Source organism: Saccharopolyspora rosea (genome assembly GCF_025643595.1).
GTDB classification, from domain to species: domain Bacteria; phylum Actinomycetota; class Actinomycetes; order Mycobacteriales; family Pseudonocardiaceae; genus Saccharopolyspora; species Saccharopolyspora rosea.
On the sequence record NZ_CP102826.1, the window covers coordinates 6,048,781 to 6,066,543 of the forward strand.

24 protein-coding genes are annotated in these 17,763 nt (G+C 70.0%); 4 read left to right on the forward strand and 20 right to left on the reverse strand.

The window, feature by feature from the left end; translation table 11 throughout:
* Positions 1-36 precede the first annotated feature (36 nt).
* From NV263_RS28100 to eccB, 3 genes are all read right to left on the reverse strand, one after another.
* Positions 37-990, reverse strand: coding sequence for a WXG100-like domain-containing protein (locus NV263_RS28100; protein WP_263249785.1), 954 nt, complete (start codon positions 988-990; stop codon positions 37-39).
* Positions 987-1,289, reverse strand: a complete 303-nt coding sequence (locus NV263_RS28105) for a hypothetical protein (RefSeq protein WP_263249786.1) — start codon at positions 1,287-1,289, stop codon at positions 987-989. The genes NV263_RS28100 and NV263_RS28105 overlap by 4 nt, the downstream gene beginning before the upstream one ends.
* Before the next feature lie 123 nt (positions 1,290-1,412).
* The gene (eccB, locus tag NV263_RS28110; RefSeq protein ID WP_263249787.1) at positions 1,413-2,996 is read right to left on the reverse strand and encodes a type VII secretion protein EccB; all 1,584 of its coding nucleotides are present in this window, start codon (positions 2,994-2,996) and stop codon (positions 1,413-1,415) included.
* A gap of 274 nt (positions 2,997-3,270) precedes the next feature.
* On the opposite strand from eccB, the gene eccE reads away from it, so the two are divergent.
* The gene (eccE, locus tag NV263_RS28115) at positions 3,271-4,476 is read left to right on the forward strand and encodes a type VII secretion protein EccE (RefSeq protein WP_263249788.1); all 1,206 of its coding nucleotides are present in this window, start codon (positions 3,271-3,273) and stop codon (positions 4,474-4,476) included.
* The gene (locus tag NV263_RS28120; protein WP_263249789.1) at positions 4,473-5,204 is read left to right on the forward strand and encodes a hypothetical protein; all 732 of its coding nucleotides are present in this window, start codon (positions 4,473-4,475) and stop codon (positions 5,202-5,204) included. Before eccE ends, NV263_RS28120 begins: the two co-directional genes overlap by 4 nt.
* A 75-nt stretch (positions 5,205-5,279) precedes the next feature.
* Here the strand turns inward: NV263_RS28120 and truA are convergent, their stop codons facing one another.
* The 8 genes from truA to infA form a co-directional block, all read right to left on the reverse strand.
* Positions 5,280-6,161: a tRNA pseudouridine(38-40) synthase TruA gene (truA, locus tag NV263_RS28125; protein WP_263249790.1), complete on the reverse strand. Its 882-nt coding sequence runs from the start codon at positions 6,159-6,161 to the stop codon at positions 5,280-5,282.
* A gap of 20 nt (positions 6,162-6,181) precedes the next feature.
* A complete protein-coding gene (rplQ, locus tag NV263_RS28130; protein WP_263249792.1) occupies positions 6,182-6,676 on the reverse strand; it encodes a 50S ribosomal protein L17 in 495 nt (164 codons plus the stop codon).
* A gap of 48 nt (positions 6,677-6,724) precedes the next feature.
* Complete coding sequence (locus NV263_RS28135; RefSeq protein ID WP_263249793.1) at positions 6,725-7,816, reverse strand: DNA-directed RNA polymerase subunit alpha; 1,092 nt, start codon at positions 7,814-7,816, stop codon at positions 6,725-6,727.
* Positions 7,817-7,958: 142 nt separating this feature from the next.
* Positions 7,959-8,564: a 30S ribosomal protein S4 gene (gene rpsD / locus NV263_RS28140; RefSeq protein WP_263249794.1), complete on the reverse strand. Its 606-nt coding sequence runs from the start codon at positions 8,562-8,564 to the stop codon at positions 7,959-7,961.
* Between the two features lie 23 nt (positions 8,565-8,587).
* Entirely contained in the window at positions 8,588-8,992 is a 405-nt protein-coding gene (rpsK, locus tag NV263_RS28145; RefSeq protein ID WP_093155193.1) for a 30S ribosomal protein S11, read from the reverse strand.
* 21 nt (positions 8,993-9,013) lie between these two features.
* Positions 9,014-9,394, reverse strand: coding sequence for a 30S ribosomal protein S13 (gene rpsM / locus NV263_RS28150; protein ID WP_263249797.1), 381 nt, complete (start codon positions 9,392-9,394; stop codon positions 9,014-9,016).
* A gap of 155 nt (positions 9,395-9,549) precedes the next feature.
* Positions 9,550-9,663: a 50S ribosomal protein L36 gene (rpmJ, locus tag NV263_RS28155; RefSeq protein WP_016698434.1), complete on the reverse strand. Its 114-nt coding sequence runs from the start codon at positions 9,661-9,663 to the stop codon at positions 9,550-9,552.
* Positions 9,664-9,715: 52 nt separating this feature from the next.
* Positions 9,716-9,937, reverse strand: coding sequence for a translation initiation factor IF-1 (gene infA / locus NV263_RS28160; protein ID WP_009948665.1), 222 nt, complete (start codon positions 9,935-9,937; stop codon positions 9,716-9,718).
* 367 nt (positions 9,938-10,304) lie between these two features.
* Between infA and NV263_RS28165 the strand changes: the two genes are divergently transcribed.
* Positions 10,305-10,970 carry a class I SAM-dependent methyltransferase gene (locus NV263_RS28165; RefSeq protein WP_263249804.1) on the forward strand — a complete coding sequence of 222 codons (666 nt, stop codon included), beginning with the start codon at positions 10,305-10,307 and terminating at the stop codon, positions 10,968-10,970.
* 95 nt (positions 10,971-11,065) lie between these two features.
* Positions 11,066-11,677, forward strand: coding sequence for a class I SAM-dependent methyltransferase (locus tag NV263_RS28170; protein ID WP_263249805.1), 612 nt, complete (start codon positions 11,066-11,068; stop codon positions 11,675-11,677).
* A gap of 252 nt (positions 11,678-11,929) precedes the next feature.
* Here NV263_RS28170 and map read toward each other — a convergent pair whose 3' ends face one another.
* The 9 genes from map to rpsH all read right to left on the reverse strand — a co-directional run bounded on the left by map (position 11,930) and on the right by rpsH (position 17,674).
* A complete protein-coding gene (gene map / locus NV263_RS28175; RefSeq protein ID WP_263249806.1) occupies positions 11,930-12,727 on the reverse strand; it encodes a type I methionyl aminopeptidase in 798 nt (265 codons plus the stop codon).
* Between the two features lie 26 nt (positions 12,728-12,753).
* Complete coding sequence (locus NV263_RS28180) at positions 12,754-13,308, reverse strand: adenylate kinase (RefSeq protein ID WP_263249808.1); 555 nt, start codon at positions 13,306-13,308, stop codon at positions 12,754-12,756.
* Positions 13,309-13,470: 162 nt separating this feature from the next.
* The gene (secY, locus tag NV263_RS28185) at positions 13,471-14,784 is read right to left on the reverse strand and encodes a preprotein translocase subunit SecY (RefSeq protein WP_263249810.1); all 1,314 of its coding nucleotides are present in this window, start codon (positions 14,782-14,784) and stop codon (positions 13,471-13,473) included.
* Positions 14,785-15,035: 251 nt separating this feature from the next.
* Positions 15,036-15,485, reverse strand: a complete 450-nt coding sequence (gene rplO, locus NV263_RS28190) for a 50S ribosomal protein L15 (RefSeq protein WP_263249812.1) — start codon at positions 15,483-15,485, stop codon at positions 15,036-15,038.
* Between the two features lies 1 nt (position 15,486).
* A complete protein-coding gene (gene rpmD / locus NV263_RS28195; RefSeq protein WP_263249813.1) occupies positions 15,487-15,669 on the reverse strand; it encodes a 50S ribosomal protein L30 in 183 nt (60 codons plus the stop codon).
* 1 nt (position 15,670) lies between these two features.
* Positions 15,671-16,279 (reverse strand): 30S ribosomal protein S5, encoded by a 609-nt coding sequence (rpsE, locus tag NV263_RS28200; protein WP_263249815.1) that lies wholly within the window; start codon positions 16,277-16,279, stop codon positions 15,671-15,673.
* A gap of 35 nt (positions 16,280-16,314) precedes the next feature.
* Positions 16,315-16,716: a 50S ribosomal protein L18 gene (gene rplR / locus NV263_RS28205; protein WP_380756288.1), complete on the reverse strand. Its 402-nt coding sequence runs from the start codon at positions 16,714-16,716 to the stop codon at positions 16,315-16,317.
* 2 nt (positions 16,717-16,718) lie between these two features.
* Positions 16,719-17,258 (reverse strand): 50S ribosomal protein L6, encoded by a 540-nt coding sequence (gene rplF / locus NV263_RS28210; protein ID WP_263249820.1) that lies wholly within the window; start codon positions 17,256-17,258, stop codon positions 16,719-16,721.
* A gap of 17 nt (positions 17,259-17,275) precedes the next feature.
* Positions 17,276-17,674, reverse strand: a complete 399-nt coding sequence (gene rpsH / locus NV263_RS28215; protein ID WP_263249821.1) for a 30S ribosomal protein S8 — start codon at positions 17,672-17,674, stop codon at positions 17,276-17,278.
* Positions 17,675-17,763: the final 89 nt, after the last annotated feature.

The window sequence follows — 17,763 nt, forward strand, 5'->3', positions numbered from 1 at the left end:
GAGGCCCCGGTGTCCACTTCGGACACCGGGGCCTCCTCATCGGCGCGGCTCCCCCGCGGCCGGCGGTGCCGAGTCGGTGCCGGGACCGATTCCGGCGTCCGGCGGTGGCACCGGCTGCTGCGCCGGGGATTCCGGGGCTGCCGTCGGCGGGTTCAGCGCGCGCTCCACCCTGCCGGGCCGCCGATCCGCGTGCGGTTCGGCCGCCTGCTCCGGTCCCAGCACCGGCGCGACGCCCGGGTCCGGACCGCCGAGCAGCTCCCACGCCCGCGCGCGGGACCGGTTCCGCCGCCTGCCCCGCGGCGGCGCGGCACCGCCCAGCACGCCCGTCGACAGCACGCCGACCGCGACCGCGGTGGACAGCTCCGACGCCGCCGCGTCGAGCGGTTCACCGCTCTCCGAAGGGGTTTTCTCCCCGTCGGACGCGGGAACGGCCGCGGCCGGCCCAGGACCCGGGCAACGCCCGGCGGGCTCACCCGCCAGGTCGGCGCACAGCCGCCCGAAGTCCCGGAAAGCCTCCTCAGTGGACTCGGTCGACTTCCGCGCCGACGCGGCCAACTCCGCCAGCAGGCGGCGCGCCCGACAGGCCCCGTCGGCGGGACCGGCCAGGGCCGCCGTCACCTCGCCGGCGGTGTCGGCGGCCAGCTCGGCGAGTCCGGCCCGCGCCGCGTGCACGGCCTCCGCGGTCCGGTCGAGCCCGTCCGCCAGCGCCCGCATCGAGTCCGCCACGTCCCCGCCCGACCGGCCGCCGCGCTGCACGTGCGCCACGAAGGCGTCGCAATCCCGACCGCGCCACACGTCGTCGACGGCACCGATCCGCGCGTTGACGTCCGCAGTGGACGATTCGACGCGGTCCGCGGCACCCCGCCACGCGCGGGCGGCCGCGCGCAGGTCGTCGACGCCGCCGGTGGGCGCGCCGTCGAACGGGTCGGGCACGCCGAGCCGGTCCGCGACGCGGGACAGGTGGTCGAAGTGCTCCCGGGACACCGTCACCGCTCCGCACCGCGCCGCAGGCCGCGGGCCACGTCGGCGTCCCGGGCGGTGTGCTGCTCGACGGCCATGCGCAATTCCGCCGCGGCCCCGGTGAACGTCTCGGCGACGCGACCGGTCCGCTCGCGCAACGACGCGAGGACGTCCTGGTAGGCCCGCGCGACCCCCGAGCTCCCGAACACCTCGGGCGCCAGCTCGACCGCCGACAGGCCCCGTTCCACCTCGGCGATCTCCTCCCCCGCGGTGCGCACGTCAGCCGCGCAGCGCGCGAGCTGCTCGGCATCGATCCGAATCCCCGCCATCCGGCACCTCCCGAGAACTGCTGCCCCGAAAAACGGATCCGCCCGCAGCTCCCACTCCGGGCGCTGCGGGCGGATCGCTCTCCCTCGGACGTCGGCACCAGCCGGGTCGGTTCCCGGCGCGGGTCAGCTCCCTCCGGCCGCTCCCGCCTGCTGCTTGTTCTGCGGCGGTCGGCTGATCCCGCCCGGCGGCACGGGGATCGAGTCGTAGATGAAGCTCGCCTGCGCCGGATCCAGGAAGTCGCCCTGCGGCAGCGTGTTGTTGCGCATCAGCCAGGACGGACCGGCCTTGATGTCGCCACCACCGCGGACGACCCCGAGGCCCTGCGCGGTGGCCACGTCCTTGATGCCGTAGAGCACGCCCTGGTCGGAGACCAGGAAGATCGGACCGCTGTCCGAACCCGACTCGTTCGTCGTGCCGCGGACCACCGCCGACTTGCCGGCGGGCATGTAGAAGTAGTCCACGTTCGGGCCGTTGCCGTCGTACTGCGCCAGCTTCACGGCCGGCTTCGGCGCCGGGTTGCCCTTGTTCAGGGTGACCGTGATGTCCTGGCTGCCGTTGTTGTTCTTCCAGCTCAGGCACGAGGTGTCGGACTGCTGGAAGGACACCGGCTTGGGCACCACCATGGGGAACGACGACAGGTTCATCTGGTCGGAGTCGTCGGCGTCCTTGGCCTGGGTCAGCGCGCCCGTGGCGTTCGGGATGTCCCGGCTGTTGTAGTTCTTCGCGTGCAGCACGGCCGCCGCGCCCGCGGAGATCTCCTGCTTGCCGGACTTCAGCAGCAGGAAATACTGGTCCGGCTCACCGGGAACGGTGCGGCGCACCACGTCACCGACCCGGTAGCGCGGCATGTAGCTCGCCTGGCCGCGGTCGCCGTCGATGTCCGGCACCCGCAGCGGCTGCACGCTCGGGATCGCGTTGAGCATGTTGCTGCTGATGGTCCGCGGCGTCACGCCGTTGAGGCCGTACATGTCCATGACGGTGGTCTGCGTCTGGTCGACCTCGGCCTTGACCGCGTGCGTGTTCTTCCGGTTCGACAGGTCCTGCACCCGGTAGACCAGGTACTCCTTGCCGGAGGTCTGGTCGCGGACGAACAGCGACTGATCCGGCGCGAGCTCGGTGCCGTGGTGGTCGTCACCGCCGATCACCGTCGTCTCGATCTTCGGCTGTCGGTCCACATTGGACGTCATGGGCATGTCCCTGGTGTCCGCGACATCGCAGATCGCCCAGAACGGAGCAGCGGGGTTCGAGCCGTCCGGCAGGTAGGTGGGCGCGTTCACCATGCCGGTGCGCGGTCCGCGCGGGAAGTCCGCCAGCGCGGCCTCCTTGACCACGGTCGGCTGGATCGGCCCGCCCTGGTTGGCGCCCTGCGCCATCACCAGCAGCTTGGCCGAGGCCATGTTCAGCATCGGGGTCAACCGCTTCTGCGCCTTGTCGTCGGAGGTCACGACGAAGACGCTGCCGGTTTCCTTCGCGATGACGATGGATCCCGGGTCGGGAACGGAGCCCTTGCCCCCGAACAGACCCCAGACCAGGAACCCGATCAGACCGATGACGGCGAGGATCGCCCCGGTCACGGTGGCCCGCTTGTGGGAGCCCATCGGGTCGTGCAGCATCACCGCGTCTTTGCGCACCAGCGCGGACTCCATGCGACGCAGCACGAACCGGTACGCCTGGACCTGTGACTTCGTTGTGGGTGTTGATGCCATTCTTCGCCTACAGCTCTCCCGTCCGAGGTACGGTTTCGCAGGATAGCCGCAGAGACTCGCGGAATGGGTGCGGTTCGGCCGACTCCATCAGTATTCTCATCGGGCGGCTGTCGCCAGAACGCCTTTCTCGCGCGCCGCGTGCCGCACCTACCTGCGAGGGGGAGAGACCGAACGGATGTCCGTGACCGCACAACATCCGGCCCAGCCGAAAGCTCCCGGGCCCGCTAGCCCGCCCCGCGCCCGGATCCGCGCGCGGCGGCGTCGCACCAACGGCGTGACACTGGGCGGCATTCCGGCGGCCAACATCGTGCTCATCGAGGTCGGCCTCGCGATCGGCCTGGTCGTGTTCGTCATCAACAAGATGCTGTGGCCGGTGTCCGCGGGCGTCGCCGCGCTGGCGCTCATCATCGCGCTGCTGCGCCGCCGGGGCCGTTGGTTCACCCAGTGGTTCGGCCTGGTCTTCGAGTACCGCTCGCGCAACCACACCCGGGTCGCGCAGCCGGTCAACCTCGACGCCACGGAGCCCGCCGAGGACAAGGACGGCGACGGCATCATCGGCCCGGACGAGAACCACCGCGTCGCGCTGCTGCGGCTGGTCGTCGAGGACCTGGTCATCGCCCGCACCCAGGACCACGACCGCCAGCCGGTCGGAATGGCCTGGCACAACGGCAAGTGGACCGCGGTGCTCATGGTCGAACCGACCCCGTCGCTGCTGAACCCGGCCGAGGGCGCGCCGAACCTGCCGCTGGGAGTCCTGGCCCCGTGCCTGGAGGACCGCGGGGTGGTGCTGGACGCGATCCAGGTCATCTGGCACTGCTACCCCGGCAGCGCGGCACTGCCGTCCAACTCCCCCGCTCTGAACTCCTACCTCGAAGTCCTCGGCCCGCTCGCGGCGGCCGCGCGGCGCACCACGTGGATCGCGGTCCGGCTCGACCCGCAGCGCTGCGCCAAGGCCATCGGCGAACGCGGCGGCGGCATCCTCGGCGCGCACCGCGCCCTCATCGGCGCGCTGTCCCGGATCCGCAACGCCATGGAGAGCAAGGGCGTTCCGACCCGCCCGCTGGACCCGGACGAGCTGCTGCAGGCCGGGATCTCCTCGGCCGAGCTGCACAGCGTGCTCGGTTCCGAGCGGCCGGTCGGCCTCAAGGAGCGCTGGGACGGCGTCACCGCGGGAGGCGTCGGCCACTCCAGCTACGCGATCACCGGCTGGCCGAACCAGATGGACAAGAGCCTCAACGCGCTCACCGGCATCCGCGCGCTGTCCACCAGCATCGCGCTGTCGATCTCCCCGTCCGGGGAGGAGGGCGAGGTCGGACTGCGCGGCCTGGTGCGCGTCAGCGCCCGCACGCCCGGCGAGCTCGACGCCGCCGACGAGCTGCTCAAACGCATCAGCGACCGGCTCGACCTGACCCTGACCCCGCTGCGCGGCCTGCAACTCGCCGGCTACGCGGCGACGCTGCCGCTCGGAGGTGCGGCATGAGCCGTAGCAGAACGATCGACGTCCCCGGCAGCCAGGGAGCCGCGCCGGAGTTCCTGGTCCCCCCGGAAACGCTGGACGCGGTGAGCCCGTCCGGGGACCGGGGCGGGATGATCATCGGGTCCGGTCCGCAGGGCGAGGCGGTGGCCGCCTCCATCCTGCGCCCGCACCCGACCCGGATGGTCACCGTCGGCGGCCTGTACCTCGCGCGGCAGATCGCGCTGCGCGCGATGGCGACCGGCGCCTGGGTGATCGTCGCCACCGGCCGCCCGGCCTCGTGGAAGGTGCTGGAACGCGCGGCCGGGCAGACCCCGGACGGCAAGTCGGTGCCGCTGACCCAGATCCGCCGGCTCGCCCCGTTCGACCTCCCGAGGTCCACAGAGGACACCCCGCTGCTGGTGATCCACGACGGCGGCGCGGTCCCGCAGGAGCTCTTCCCGCCGCGGGCCGCGTGGCAGACCACCATGTACGTGCTGCCCTACCTGCACCCCCAGGTCAGCAGCAGCACGGCGGCCAACGCCTCGGACCTGGTCCTCATGCAACGACTTCCGCTCAACCAGGCCCAACTCGCCCAGCGCATCTGGAGCCTCCGCCCGCAGCAGGCCCAACAGCTCACCCAGCTCCAGGACGACTCGCTCATCGCTCTCGGCAACATGATGTGGACGCCGATCCGCCTGGTCACCAACAAGAAGGAACAGGAAATCCTCGGCCCCATCCGCCGCGGCGACTGAAACCCGAAGGCCCCCGGACTCCGGGGGCCTTCTTCGTCGCGTCCGGCGCGATTCCTCCGGGGAAATCCGCGGAACTCACTCCAGGGTGCGCACCGCGCGGGTGCGGGCGGCCCGGGCCGCGAGGTCGGCGTCGGCCGGGTAGTCGACGGCGACGAGGGTCAGGCCGTGCGCGGGAGCGACGGTGCTCGTGCGCTGCTGGGCACCGAGGACGTCGGCGGGCCACGCCGCCGGGCGGCGGCCGTCGCCGACCATGAGGAGCGTGCCGACGAGGCTGCGGACCATCGAGTGGCAGAAGGCGTCGGCGCTCACGCGCGCGACGACGAGGTGCGGTTCCACCCGCTCCCAGGAGAAGTGCTGGAGTTCCCGCACCGTGGTGGCGCCCTCCCGGGCCTTGCAGTAGGACGCGAAGTCGTGCAGCCCCACCAGTTCGGCCGCACCGGCGTTCAGCGCCGCCACGTCGAGCGGCCGGTTCCAGGCCAGCGTGTCGTACCGCCGCAGCGGATCGACGCCCCACGGCGCGTCCGACACCTGGTAGCGGTAGTGCCGCCGCAGCGCGGAGAACCGCGCGTCGAACGCGTCCGGCACGACGCGGACCCCCAGCACGCGCACGTCGGCGGGCAGGATGCGGTTCCACCGGTGCCGCATCCGCTCCAGGTCCGGGATTCCCCGCTCGTCGACGGGGAGCCGCCCGCCGCCCGCGGGGTCGTGCGGGACGACGTCGACGTGCACCACCTGACCGGTCGCGTGCACGCCCGCGTCGGTGCGCCCGGCCACCACGACCGACCCGGGAACCTCCCGGCCGGGCGGCTGCTTGGCCAGCGCGTCCTCCAACAACCCCTGCACGGTCCGCAGTCCGGGTTGCCGAGCCCACCCGGAGAAGTGCGTGCCGTCGTAGGAGATGTCCAGGCGCAGACGAACGAGCCCGCCCTCCCGAACGGGAGCGGCGGGCTCGTCCACGGCGTCACCGGGAGCGGAACTCAGGACTCGTCGTCCTTCTTCTCCGCGGCGGTGTCCTCGGCCTGCGAGGTCTCGGCAGCCTCGTCGGCCTGCGGGGCCTCCTGCTCGTCCTTGGCGAACTTGGTGCCACGCGCGGCCTCGGCCTCGGCGGTCGCGGTCTTCTCGTTCACCAGGGCCAGGATGGCCATCTTCGCGTTGTCACCCTTGCGCGGCACCGTCTTGATGACGCGGGTGTAACCGCCGTCGCGGTCGGCGAAGAACGGGCCGATCTCGGCGAAGAGCTTGTGCACGACGTCCTTGTCGCGGATGGTCTTCATGACCTCGCGACGGTTGTGCAGGTCGCCCTTCTTGGCCTTGCTGATCAGCCGCTCGGCGAGCGGGCGAAGCCGTTTCGCCTTCGCCTCGGTGGTGTGGACCTTCCCGTGCTCGAACAGCGAGGTGGCCAGGTTGGCCAGAATGAGCCGCTCGTGCGCCGGCGACCCGCCGAGACGCGGTCCCTTGGTCGGGGTGGGCATCGGTTGCTCCTCTCAGGGCGCGCCGGTGACCCCGGACGCGCATCACAGCTACAGCTGCTCTGTCTCCGCGTAGTCCTGGCCGTCGTCGAATCCGTTGTCGAAGCCGGTCTCCTCGACGGGACCGACCGTGCCGACGGTGCCGGTCTCCGACGACCAACCCTCGGCCGGGTACTCGGCCGCGGCGGCGGACGGGTCGAATCCGGGCGGGCTGTCCTTGAGGGCCAGACCCAGGCCGGCCAGCTTCATCTTGACCTCGTCGATGGACTTCGCGCCGAAGTTGCGGATGTCCAGCAGGTCGGCCTCGCTGCGCGAGACCAGCTCACCGACGGTGTGGATGCCTTCCCGCTTGAGGCAGTTGTAGGAGCGAACCGTCAGGTCGAGGTCCTCGATCGGCATCGCGTAGGCCGCGATGGTGTCGGCTTCCGCCGGGGACGGGCCGATCTCGATGCCTTCGGCGTCGATGTTGAGCTCGCGGGCGAGCCCGAACAGCTCGACGAGGGTGCGACCGGCCGACGCCACCGCGTCCCGCGGCGTGATCGACGGCTTGGTCTCGACGTCGAGGATCAGCTTGTCGAAGTCCGTGCGCTGTTCGACACGGGTGGCCTCGACCTTGTAGGTCACCTTCAGCACCGGCGAGTAGATCGAGTCGACCGGGATGCGGCCGATCTCGGCGCCGGTCTGCTTGTTCTGCATCGCGGGGACGTAGCCACGACCACGCTCGACGACGAGCTCGATCTCCAGCTTGCCCTTCGCGTTGAGGGTGGCGATGTGCAGATCCGGGTTGTGCACCGTGACGCCGGCGGGCGGAACGATGTCGGCCGCGGTGACCTCACCCGGTCCCTGCTTGCGCAGGTACATGGTCACCGGCTCGTCCTCCTCGGAGCTGACGACCAGCTCCTTGATGTTCAGGATGACGTCGGTGACGTCCTCCTTCACACCCTGGATCGTGGTGAACTCGTGCAGCACACCGTCGATGCGCAGGCTGGTGACGGCCGCACCCGGGATCGACGAGAGCAGGGTGCGACGCAGCGAGTTGCCGAGGGTGTAGCCGAAACCCGGCTCCAGCGGCTCGATGACGAACCGGGAGCGAGTCTCCGACACCGCCTCTTCGGACAGTGTGGGTCGCTGGGAGATGAGCACTTGACTTTCCTTTCCTCACGGCGCCCGCCATATGACGCCGATGGGATGGCACGCCCGCCACTGGCGGGCCGGTGGCGGTCTCCTGCGCCGCCACCGTCGGCTGCGACCGCCGGCGGCCGCGCGGGGCCGCCGGCGGGACGCGTCACTTCGAGTAGTACTCGACGATGAGCTGCTCGGTGACCGGGGTGTCGATCTGCGCGCGCTCCGGCGCCTGGTGCACCAGGACCCGCAGGTTCGAGGGGACGACCTGCAGCCACGCCGGGACGGGCCGCTCGCCGAGGGTCTCCTTGGCGATCAGGAACGGCGTGGTGGCCAGCGACTTGGGCCGCACGTCGATGATGTCCCACTTCGTGACCTGGAAGCTGGGGATGTTCACCTTCTTGCCGTTGACCAGGAAGTGGCCGTGGTTGACCAGCTGCCGGGCCATCCGACGGGTGCGGGCCAGGCCGGAGCGGTACACGACGTTGTCCAGCCGGGTCTCCAGCAGCTGCAGCAGGTTCTCACCCGTCTTGCCGGAACGGCGGTTGGCTTCCTCGTAGTACGCGCGGAGCTGGCGCTCCAGCACGCCGTAGGTGAACCGGACCTTCTGCTTCTCCTGGAGCTGCAGCAGGTACTCGGTTTCCTTGACGCGGGCGCGCCCGTGCTGCCCCGGGGGGTACGGCCGGCGCTCGAACGCCTGGTCGCCTCCGACGAGGTCGACCTTCAGCCGGCGGGACTTGCGGGTCGCGGGACCGGTGTAACGAGCCATTGTTGTCTACTCCTCCCCGCGGCTCAGACCCGACGACGCTTCGGCGGGCGGCAGCCGTTGTGCGGCTGCGGGGTCACGTCCTGGATGGTGCCGACTTCCAGACCGGCGGCCTGCAGCGAACGGATCGCCGTCTCACGGCCCGACCCCGGGCCCTTGACGAAGACGTCGACCTTCTTCATGCCGTGCTCGGCGGCCTTGCGGGCGGCGTTCTCGGCGGCCATCTGCGCGGCGAACGGGGTGGACTTGCGGGAGCCCTTGAACCCGACGTGGCCGGCCGAGGCCCAGCTGATCACCGCGCCCGTGGGGTCGGTGATCGACACGATCGTGTTGTTGAACGTGCTCTTGATGTGCGCCTGACCGTGCGCGACGTTCTTCTTCTCCTTGCGCCGCACCTTCTTGACGGCACCGGCGCGCTGCTTGGGTGGCATTCAGCTGTCTCCTAGCGAGGCTTACTTCTTCCCGGCCTTCTTCTTGCCGGCGACCGTCTTCTTCGGCCCCTTCCGGGTGCGGGCGTTGGTCTTGGTCCGCTGCCCGTGGACCGGCAGGTGGCGGCGGTGGCGCAGCCCCTGGTAGCAGCCGATCTCGATCTTCCGGCGGATGTCGGCCTGGACCTCGCGGCGGAGGTCACCCTCGACCCGGTAGTTGTTCTCGATGAAGTCGCGCAGCTGGGTCAGCTGCTCGTCGTCGAGCTCCTTGGCGCGCACGTCCGGCGAAATGCCGGTCGCGGCCAGGATCTCCTTGGACCGGGTGCGCCCGATCCCGTAGATGTAGGTGAGCGCGATCTCCATGCGCTTCTCGCGCGGGAGATCGACGCCGACGACCCTTGCCATGTGGCGGGCTCTCCTTCTCGTCGTCCAGGTCTGCTCCCCCACCACCTGCGCACCCCTGGAGCGCGCAGCCCCGGCCTGGCCCGGGGGTCAACCGGTCCACTCGCGGACCGGCAGGTCGGGGGAGTTCCCACTTGATTGTCAGGTCGCGACGGCGATCAACCCTGGCGCTGCTTGTGGCGCTGGTTGTCGCAGATGACCAGGACTCGCCCGTGACGGCGGATGACCTGGCACTTGTCGCAGATCTTCTTCACACTCGGCTGGACCTTCACGGTCTTGCTCTCCTGATCGGACGCGTGTCCGGTCTCCCGGACACCGTGGAGGTCACTTGTAGCGGTAGACGATGCGCCCACGGGAGAGGTCGTACGGGGACAGCTCCACGACGACCCGGTCCTCGGGCAGGATGCGGATGTAGTGCTGACGCATCTTGCCACTGATGTGTGCGAGGACCTTGTGGCCGTTCTCCAACTCGACGCGGAACATCGCGTTGGGAAGCGGCTCGATCACGCGACCCTCGACCTCAATGGCCCCGTCTTTCTTGCCCATGTCCTCCGCGTTTCGTGACGGTGACGGTTTTCGGGCTCGAAAGCCCCTGCCCCGGGCATCGGAGGCCCCGACACCCGCGACGGGCACACCCCTGCCCCGGTCGGAAAGCCGGACGAAAAAACCAGGCATGCCGAACCGGCGCTACGAGTGCGCCGAGGCTCCACTCTACGCGCCGCCTGATGGGCACTCCACATCGGGGCAGCTCACCGAGGTTTCGATCACGTACCGTAGCGGTTGATCACGCTTGTCCGGTGCTTCGAGTGACGTTGGGTTGCGCCTTCACTCCGGCGCTCATTACTTTCGATCACACGCTCGGAACGCGGTCCGTTCCGGCCCGAACCGCCACGCCGACCAACCGAGGAGCAGCGTGACAGCCCACCAGGACCAGCCTAGCTCGCCCGGCCGCGCGCGGTGGATCAGCGACGGCGCACAGCCGGTGGCGAGCAAGCTGGACGAGTACCGGACGTTCTTCGCCACCGCGGTCCGCAATCCCCGCATGGTCGGCGCCGCGACCCCCACCTCCGCCGCGGTCGCCGCGACGGTCGCCCAGGTGGTGCCGACCACCGGCGCACCGGTCGTCGTCGAGCTCGGCCCCGGAACCGGGTCGCTCAGCGACGGCATCCACCGGCGGCTGCCGCGGGGAGCCCGGCACATCGGCATCGAGCTCGGCAGGGACCTCGCAGACCACCTGCGCACCCACAAGCCGTGGATGGAGGTCGTGCACGGCGACGCCGGGGACCTCCTCGCCCTGCTCGACAAGCTGGACGTCGACAAGGCCGACGCGATCATCAGCGCCATCCCGTGGTCGTTGATGCCGGACGACGCGGTCGAGCACGTGCTGCGGCAGGCCAGCGAGGCCCTCACCCCGCACGGCGCGTTCACCGCGGTGACCTACCTGTCGGCGGCCCAGAGCGCCGGCGGCAGGCGCTTCCGCACCCAGCTGCACCGCACCTTCGACGAGGTGCTCACCCACGTGACCTGGCGGAACCTCCCGCCGATCCTGCACTACACCTGCCGCCGCCCGCTGCACTGAGGCGGTAACCGGCGAATCGGCAAATCCTGCGGTCCCCGCTCCGCGGCGGGACGCTGCGACGAGCACACGCGCGTCGGAGACCCGCAGGAGCCGCCGTGACCGCGACCGGGAAGCTGCACGAGTACTGGATCTTCCTGACCCGAGCCGTCCGCAGACCGTCGACGGTGGGCGCCTTGCTGCCCACCTCCCGGTACGTCGCCGCGGCGGTGGCCGACGTGGTGCCCGGGAGCGGGCGGCCGACGGTGCTCGAACTCGGTCCGGGCACCGGTGCCCTCAGCGACGCGATCCAACCGCGGCTGCCTCCCGGAGCCCGGCACCTGGCGGTGGAGATCGACCCGGAGATGGTGCGCTACCTGCGCACCCGGAAGCCGTGGCTGGAGGTCATCGAGGGCGACGTGGCCCAGCTGCGGACCCTGCTGCGGGACGCCGGGGTGGGCGAGGTCGACGCCGTGATCAGCAGCATCCCCTGGACCCTGCTCCCGCCGGACAAGCAGCGCGAACTGCTGCGCGAGGCCGCCTCGGTGCTCACGCCGACGGGCGTGTTCACCACGGTCACGTACCTGACGACGCTGTGGCGGGCGCCGACGCGCGCCTTCACCCGCGCGCTCGCCGAGACGTTCGAGGAAGTGCTCCCGCGGGCCGCGGTGTGGCGGAACATCCCGCCCACCCGCGTCTACGTCTGCCGCCGTCCGCGGCCGGGCGCCTGATCCGGCACCGGGCGGCTCAGTGCGTGTCTTTGAACTCGTTTGGGGTGGCGGTGCCGGTGGCGGAACCTCAGCGGCCGTCTCGACTGCGGAAGCCCCTCCTGATGTATGTCCAATACACGGCGTCGGGGCTGTCCTCGCGAGACGACCGCTGAGAACCCGCGGCGGTGCCAGCGGCGAGACCACTCACCGAAAGAGAAAGCGGCTCACGCCGCTTACCACGTGTGTTCCGGGAGCAGGTTCAAAGACAGGCACTCAGCGCGCGGAGTCGGGGTCGGTGAGGACCCAGGGACCGTCCTCGGTGATGGCGACGGTGTGCTCCCAGTGGGCCGCGCGGGAGCCGTCGACGGTGACCACGGTCCACTCGTCGTCGAGCTCCTCGGTGTCGGCCGACCCCAGCGTCAGCATCGGCTCGACCGCGATGGCCATGCCGACGCGCAGCTTCGGCCCCCGACCCGGCTTGCCCAGGTTCGGCAGGAACGGCTCCATGTGCATCTGGGTGCCGATGCCGTGCCCGCCGTACTCGGCGATGATCCCGTAGGTCGCCCCGTCGGCCTTCGCCGCCGAGCGCGCCGCGGTCTCCACCGCGTGCGAGATGTCGGTGAGCCGGTTACCAGCCCGGACCTGCTCGATCCCGGCCCACATCGCCGCCTTGGTCGCCTCGGACAGCCCCTGGTCGGCCGCCGCGACCGAACCGACCGGCACGGTGACCGCGGAGTCCCCGTGCCAGCCGTCGAGGATCGCGCCGCAGTCCACCGACAGCAGGTCGCCGTCGGCGAGCACCTCGCTGCGGGACGGGATCCCGTGCACGACCTTCTCGTTGAGCGACGCGCAGATCGATGCCGGGAACCCGTGGTAGCCCTTGAAGGAGGGGACCGCGCCGGCGTCCCGGATCACCTGTTCGGCGATCTCGTCGAGCTCACCCGTGCTCACCCCGGGCTTGGCGTGCGCGGTGACCTCGGCGAGCGCCCGGGCCACCACCAGGCCCGCGGCGCGCATCGCCTCGATCTCGCCCGCCGACTTGAGCTCGATGCCCTTCCCCCGACGCAACAACGCAGCCACCTTCGCCTCTGCCCGGGTCAGGCCCGGGCCCGCAGCGCCTCCAGGGCGCGTGCGGAGATGTCGTCGATCGACCCGACGGCGTCGATCTTGAGGATCTTGTTCCGGTAGTACTCCAGCAGCGGCTCGGTCTCCTCCCGGTAGACCGCCAGCCGACGCCGGATGACGTCCTCGGTGTCGTCGGAGCGCCCGCGCGCCAGCATGCGCCGGACCAGCTCCTCCTCCGGCACCTCGAACTGCAGGACCGCGGTCAGCTCCATGCCGTTCTCGGCCAGGATGTCGGTGAGCACGTCGGCCTGCGGGGTGGTCCTGGGGTATCCGTCGAGCAGGAAGCCCTCGCGCGCGTCCGGCTCCGCCAGCCGTTCCCGCACCATCTCGTTGGTCACCTCGTCCGGGACCAGTTCACCGGCGTCGAGATAGCTCTTGGCCTTCTGGCCGAGCGGGGTGGCGTTGCCGATGTTGGCCCGGAACAGGTCTCCGGTGGAGATGTGCGGAACCCCGAGCTTCTCGCTCAGCACGGCCGCCTGGGTGCCCTTGCCCGCACCGGGCGGGCCGACGAGAACCAATCGCACCAAGGGTCTGCCTCCGAATCGTTCTTCTCGCGCACCACCGCCACGGCAGAGCGCTGCCTGCCCTCCTGATCGCGGACGACGGCGCCATGAGCCGGTCACACCGCGCGGAAGGTCAGGTCCTCGGTGGGGGCGAGCTGCGACGCCCCCGCTCCCGGATCGTCCAGCCTACCGGAGGAAGCCTTCGTACTTCCGCTGCGTGAGCTGGCTCTCGATCTGCTTCACGGTGTCCAGCCCGACGTTGACCATGATCAACACGGCGGTGCCGCCGAACGGGAAGTTCTGGTTCCCGCCCTGGCCACCGGTGATGCTCAGGAAGAAGTTCGGCAGGATCGCGATCACGCCCAGGTACAGCGAACCGGGCAGGGTGATCCGGGAGAGCACGAAACCGAGGTATTCGGCGGTCGGTCGTCCCGGCCGGATGCCCGGGATGAAGCCGCCGAACTTCTTCATGTCGTCGGCGCGCTCTTCCGGGTTGAACGTGATCGACACGTAGAAGTAGGCGAAGAAGATGATCAACGCCATGTAGAGCACGATGTGCACCCAGCTGGACTGGGACACGATGTAGGTCATGATGAACCGGGTGATCGCGCTGTCCTGGTTGCCCGCGAGCTGACCGAGCAGCTGCGGCAGGTACAGCAGCGAGGACCCGAAGATGACCGGGATGACACCGGCCTGGTTGACCTTCAGCGGCAGGTACGTCGAGGTTCCGCCGTACATCCGGCGACCGATCATGCGCTTGGCGTACTGCACCGGGATGCGGCGCTGCGCCTGCTCGATGAACACCACCGTCGCGATGATCGCGATCGCGAAGCACAGCACCACGGTGAACACCAGCGGGCCGTGGCTCTTGAGGATGTTCCCGCCCTCGCCCGGGATGCGGGAGGCGATCGAGGTGAAGATCAGCAGCGACATGCCGTTGCCGATGCCGCGCTCGGTGATCAGCTCGCCCATCCACATCAGCAGCGCCGCACCGGCGGTCATGACGATGACGATGACGATCAGGTTGAGCACCGAGTCGTCCGGCACCACCGGCACCGAGCAGCCCTGGAACAGCTGACCGCGGACGGCGAGCGCCACCACACCGGTCGCCTGCAGGATCGCCAGCGCGATCGTCAGGTACCGGGTGTACTGCGTCAGCTTCGCCTGTCCGGCCTGGCCTTCCTTCTTCAGCTGCTCGAAGCGCGGGATGACCACCTGCAGCAGCTGGATGATGATGCTGGAGGTGATGTAGGGCACGATGCCCAGCGACAGCACCGAGAGCTGCAGCAGTGCACCGCCGCTGAACAGGTTCAGCAGCGAGTAGACGCTCTGGCTGCCCTGTCCCTGCAGCTGCGTCACGCACTGCTGGACGTTCGGGTACGACACCCCGGGTGACGGGATCGTCGCGCCGAGCCGGTACAGCACCACCATGCCCAGTGTGAACAGGATCTTGCGGCGCAGGTCCGGCGTCGCCAGAGCCGAGCGGAAGGCGCCGAGCACGCGAACCTCCTGTACGCGAGCCGGTCGAGAACCGGCCGGGACGATGGCCGGCTAGCTGCGAGCCGGCGCGGCGGGAATTCCGACGGCAGCACTTGGAGAGGCGCTGCCGGGGCGACTTTAGCAGCCCGCGCGGTGAACACGGTCAGCGACCGACGCCTCACCGCTGATCACGGACCGCCGATCACCCCTGAATGTGAAAAGGGCCGGTCAACCCGGGGGATCGACCGGCCCTTTCCCAGTTTTCAGCGGCCTCAGCTGTCCAGCTTGGTCACCGAGCCACCGGCTGCGGTGATCTTCTCCTGGGCGCTGCCGGTGAAGGCGTGCGCGGTCACGTCGAGCTTGACGCCCTCCAGGTCCCCGTCACCGAGGATCTTGACCAGCTCGTTCTTCTTCACCAGACCGGCGGCGATCAGCTCGTCGATGCCGACCTTGCCACCCTGCGGGAACGCCTTGGCCAGGCGGCCGACGTTCACGCCCTGGTACTCGGTGCGGAACCGGTTCTTGAAGCCGCGCAGCTTCGGCAGCCGCATGTGGATGGGCATCTGCCCACCCTCGAACCGCGGCGAGACGTTCTTGCGGGCCTTGGTGCCCTTGGTGCCGCGGCCGGCGGTCTTGCCCTTGGAGCCCTCACCGCGACCGACCCGGATCTTGTCCCGGTTGGCACCAGGGGCCGGCCGCAGGTCGTGCAGTTTGATGACCATGTCAGTCGACCTCCTCGACAGTCACCAGGTGACTGACGGTTTTGATCATGCCACGGACGTTCGGGTCATCCGGGCGCACCACGGACTGCCGGATCTTGCGCAGGCCGAGGCTGCGCATGGTGTCGCGCTGCGTCTGGCGGGTGCCGACGAGCCCGCGAACCTGGGTGATCTTCAGCTGTGCCATATCAGGCCCCCTGTCCCGCGCGGGCCCGCAGCACGAACGCCGGAGCGACGTCCTCCAGCGGCAGGCCGCGACGCGCCGCGACCTCCTCCGGACGCTGCAGCTGCTTCAGAGCCGCGACCGTCGCGTGCACGATGTTGATCGGGTTGTCGCTGCCCAGCGACTTGCTCAGCACGTCGTGCACACCCGCGCACTCCAGCACCGCGCGCACCGGGCCACCGGCGATGACACCGGTACCGGCGCTGGCCGGACGCAGCAGCACGATGCCGGCGGCGTCCTCGCCCTGGACCGGGTGCGTGATGGTGCCGCCCAGGCGCGGGACGCGGAAGAAGTTCTTCTTCGCCTCCTCGACGCCCTTGGCGATCGCCGCCGGGACCTCCTTGGCCTTGCCGTAGCCGACACCGACCATGCCGTCGCCGTCACCGACGACGACCAGCGCGGTGAAGCTGAACCGGCGGCCGCCCTTGACGACCTTCGCGACGCGGTTGATGGTCACGACGCGTTCGAACTGCGGGGTCTTGTCCTGGGCCGCCCCGCCACGGCCACCGTCGCGGCGGTCCCGGCGGTCCTTGCCGCCGGACTCCCCGCCCTCACGCCGAGTGCGTCCAGGCATCAGGCGTCCCTTCCGTTCTCAATCATGCGCACTTGTCAGAACTCCAGACCGCCGTCACGGGCGGCGTCGGCCAGCGCGGCGACCCGTCCGTGGTAGGCGTTCCCGCCGCGGTCGAACACGACCTTGTCGATGCCGGCGTTCTTGGCCCGGGCGGCGACGAGCTCCCCGACCTTGGTGGCCTGGGCCTTCTTGTCGCCGTCGAAGCCCCGCAGCTCCGCTTCCAGGGTGGACGCGGAGGCCAGCGTGTGGCCCTTGGTGTCGTCGATGACCTGCGCGGTGATGTTGCGCAGCGAGCGGCTGACGACCAGACGCGGCCGCTCCGCGGTGCCGACGATCTTCTTCCGGATGCGCGTGTGCCGCTTGGCGCGGGCAAGCCGACGCACGGTCGAGATGCTCTTGCCCACCGGCTTGCGCTTGGTAGCTGTGGTCTCGCTCATGGTCACTTACCCGTCTTTCCGACCTTGCGGCGGATGTTCTCACCCGCGTACCGGACACCCTTGCCCTTGTACGGGTCGGGGCGGCGCAGCTTGCGAATCCTGGCGGCGATCTCACCGACGAGCTGCTTGTCGATGCCCTTCACGGACAGCTTGGTCGGGCCGTCCGTGGCGAACTCGATGCCCGTCGGCGGTTCGATCACGATCGGGTGGCTGTAGCCGAGGGCGAACTCCAGGTTCGAGCCCTTCTGCTGGACGCGGTAACCGACGCCGTGGATCTCCAGGTCCTTCTGGTAGCCCTGGCTGACGCCGATGACCATGTTGTTGATCAGCGTCCGCGACAGGCCGTGCAGCGACCGGCTCTCCCGCTCGTCGTCCGGGCGCTTGACCAGGATCGAGCCGTCCTCGTCACGCTCGACGCTGATCGGCTCGGCGATGGACTGCTCCAGGGTGCCCTTCGGCCCCTTGACCGTCACCTGCTGGCCGTCGATGGTCACCTCGACGCCGGAGGGGACGGTGATCGGCAGCTTTCCGATGCGCGACATGTGCCGTTCCTCCTCCCTCACCACACGTAGGCGAGGACTTCCCCGCCCACGCCGTTCTTCATGGCCTGCCGGTCGGTCATGAGACCGCCGGACGTCGAGATGATCGCGACGCCCAGACCACCGAGCACCTTCGGCAGGTTGGTGGACTTGGCGTAGACCCGCAGACCCGGCTTGGAGACCCGGCGCAGGCCCGCGATGCTCCGCTCGCGGTTCGGCCCGTACTTCAGCTCGACGACGAGCTGCTTGCCCTTCTCGGCCTCCTCGACGCGGGAACCGGAGACGTAGCCCTCCCGCTTGAGGATCTCGGCGATGTTCGCCTTCAGCTTGGAGTGCGGCATCACGACCTCGTCGTGGTAAGCCGCGTTGCCGTTGCGCAGACGTGTCAGCATGTCTGCGATCGGATCGGTCATCGTCATGGTGACCTTGCAACCTTTCTCGTCTGGTTCCGACGGGTCCCGACTCCCACCGCCCGGCGCAGCCGGGGGCGGTCTGGACCCTGGCCTGG

Excerpts from the sequence above, each read along its gene's own strand:
- rplQ (WP_263249792.1), bottom strand. The coding sequence starts at position 6,676 with ATGCCCACCCCGACCAAGGGACCGCGTCTCGGCGGGTCGCCGGCGCAC.
- rpsH (WP_263249821.1), bottom strand. The coding sequence starts at position 17,674 with ATGACGATGACCGATCCGATCGCAGACATGCTGACACGTCTGCGCAAC.
- NV263_RS28120 (WP_263249789.1), top strand. The coding sequence starts at position 4,473 with ATGAGCCGTAGCAGAACGATCGACGTCCCCGGCAGCCAGGGAGCCGCG.
- NV263_RS28105 (WP_263249786.1), bottom strand. The coding sequence starts at position 1,289 with ATGGCGGGGATTCGGATCGATGCCGAGCAGCTCGCGCGCTGCGCGGCT.
- rpsK (WP_093155193.1), bottom strand. The coding sequence starts at position 8,992 with ATGCCACCCAAGCAGCGCGCCGGTGCCGTCAAGAAGGTGCGGCGCAAG.
- rpsD (WP_263249794.1), bottom strand. The coding sequence starts at position 8,564 with ATGGCTCGTTACACCGGTCCCGCGACCCGCAAGTCCCGCCGGCTGAAG.
- rplR (WP_380756288.1), bottom strand. The coding sequence starts at position 16,716 with ATGAGCGAGACCACAGCTACCAAGCGCAAGCCGGTGGGCAAGAGCATC.
- rpsE (WP_263249815.1), bottom strand. The coding sequence starts at position 16,279 with ATGCCTGGACGCACTCGGCGTGAGGGCGGGGAGTCCGGCGGCAAGGAC.
- eccB (WP_263249787.1), bottom strand. The coding sequence starts at position 2,996 with ATGGCATCAACACCCACAACGAAGTCACAGGTCCAGGCGTACCGGTTC.
- rplO (WP_263249812.1), bottom strand. The coding sequence starts at position 15,485 with ATGGTCATCAAACTGCACGACCTGCGGCCGGCCCCTGGTGCCAACCGG.
- rpsM (WP_263249797.1), bottom strand. The coding sequence starts at position 9,394 with ATGGCAAGGGTCGTCGGCGTCGATCTCCCGCGCGAGAAGCGCATGGAG.
- infA (WP_009948665.1), bottom strand. The coding sequence starts at position 9,937 with ATGGGCAAGAAAGACGGGGCCATTGAGGTCGAGGGTCGCGTGATCGAG.
- rpmD (WP_263249813.1), bottom strand. The coding sequence starts at position 15,669 with ATGGCACAGCTGAAGATCACCCAGGTTCGCGGGCTCGTCGGCACCCGC.
- rplF (WP_263249820.1), bottom strand. The coding sequence starts at position 17,258 with ATGTCGCGCATCGGAAAGCTGCCGATCACCGTCCCCTCCGGCGTCGAG.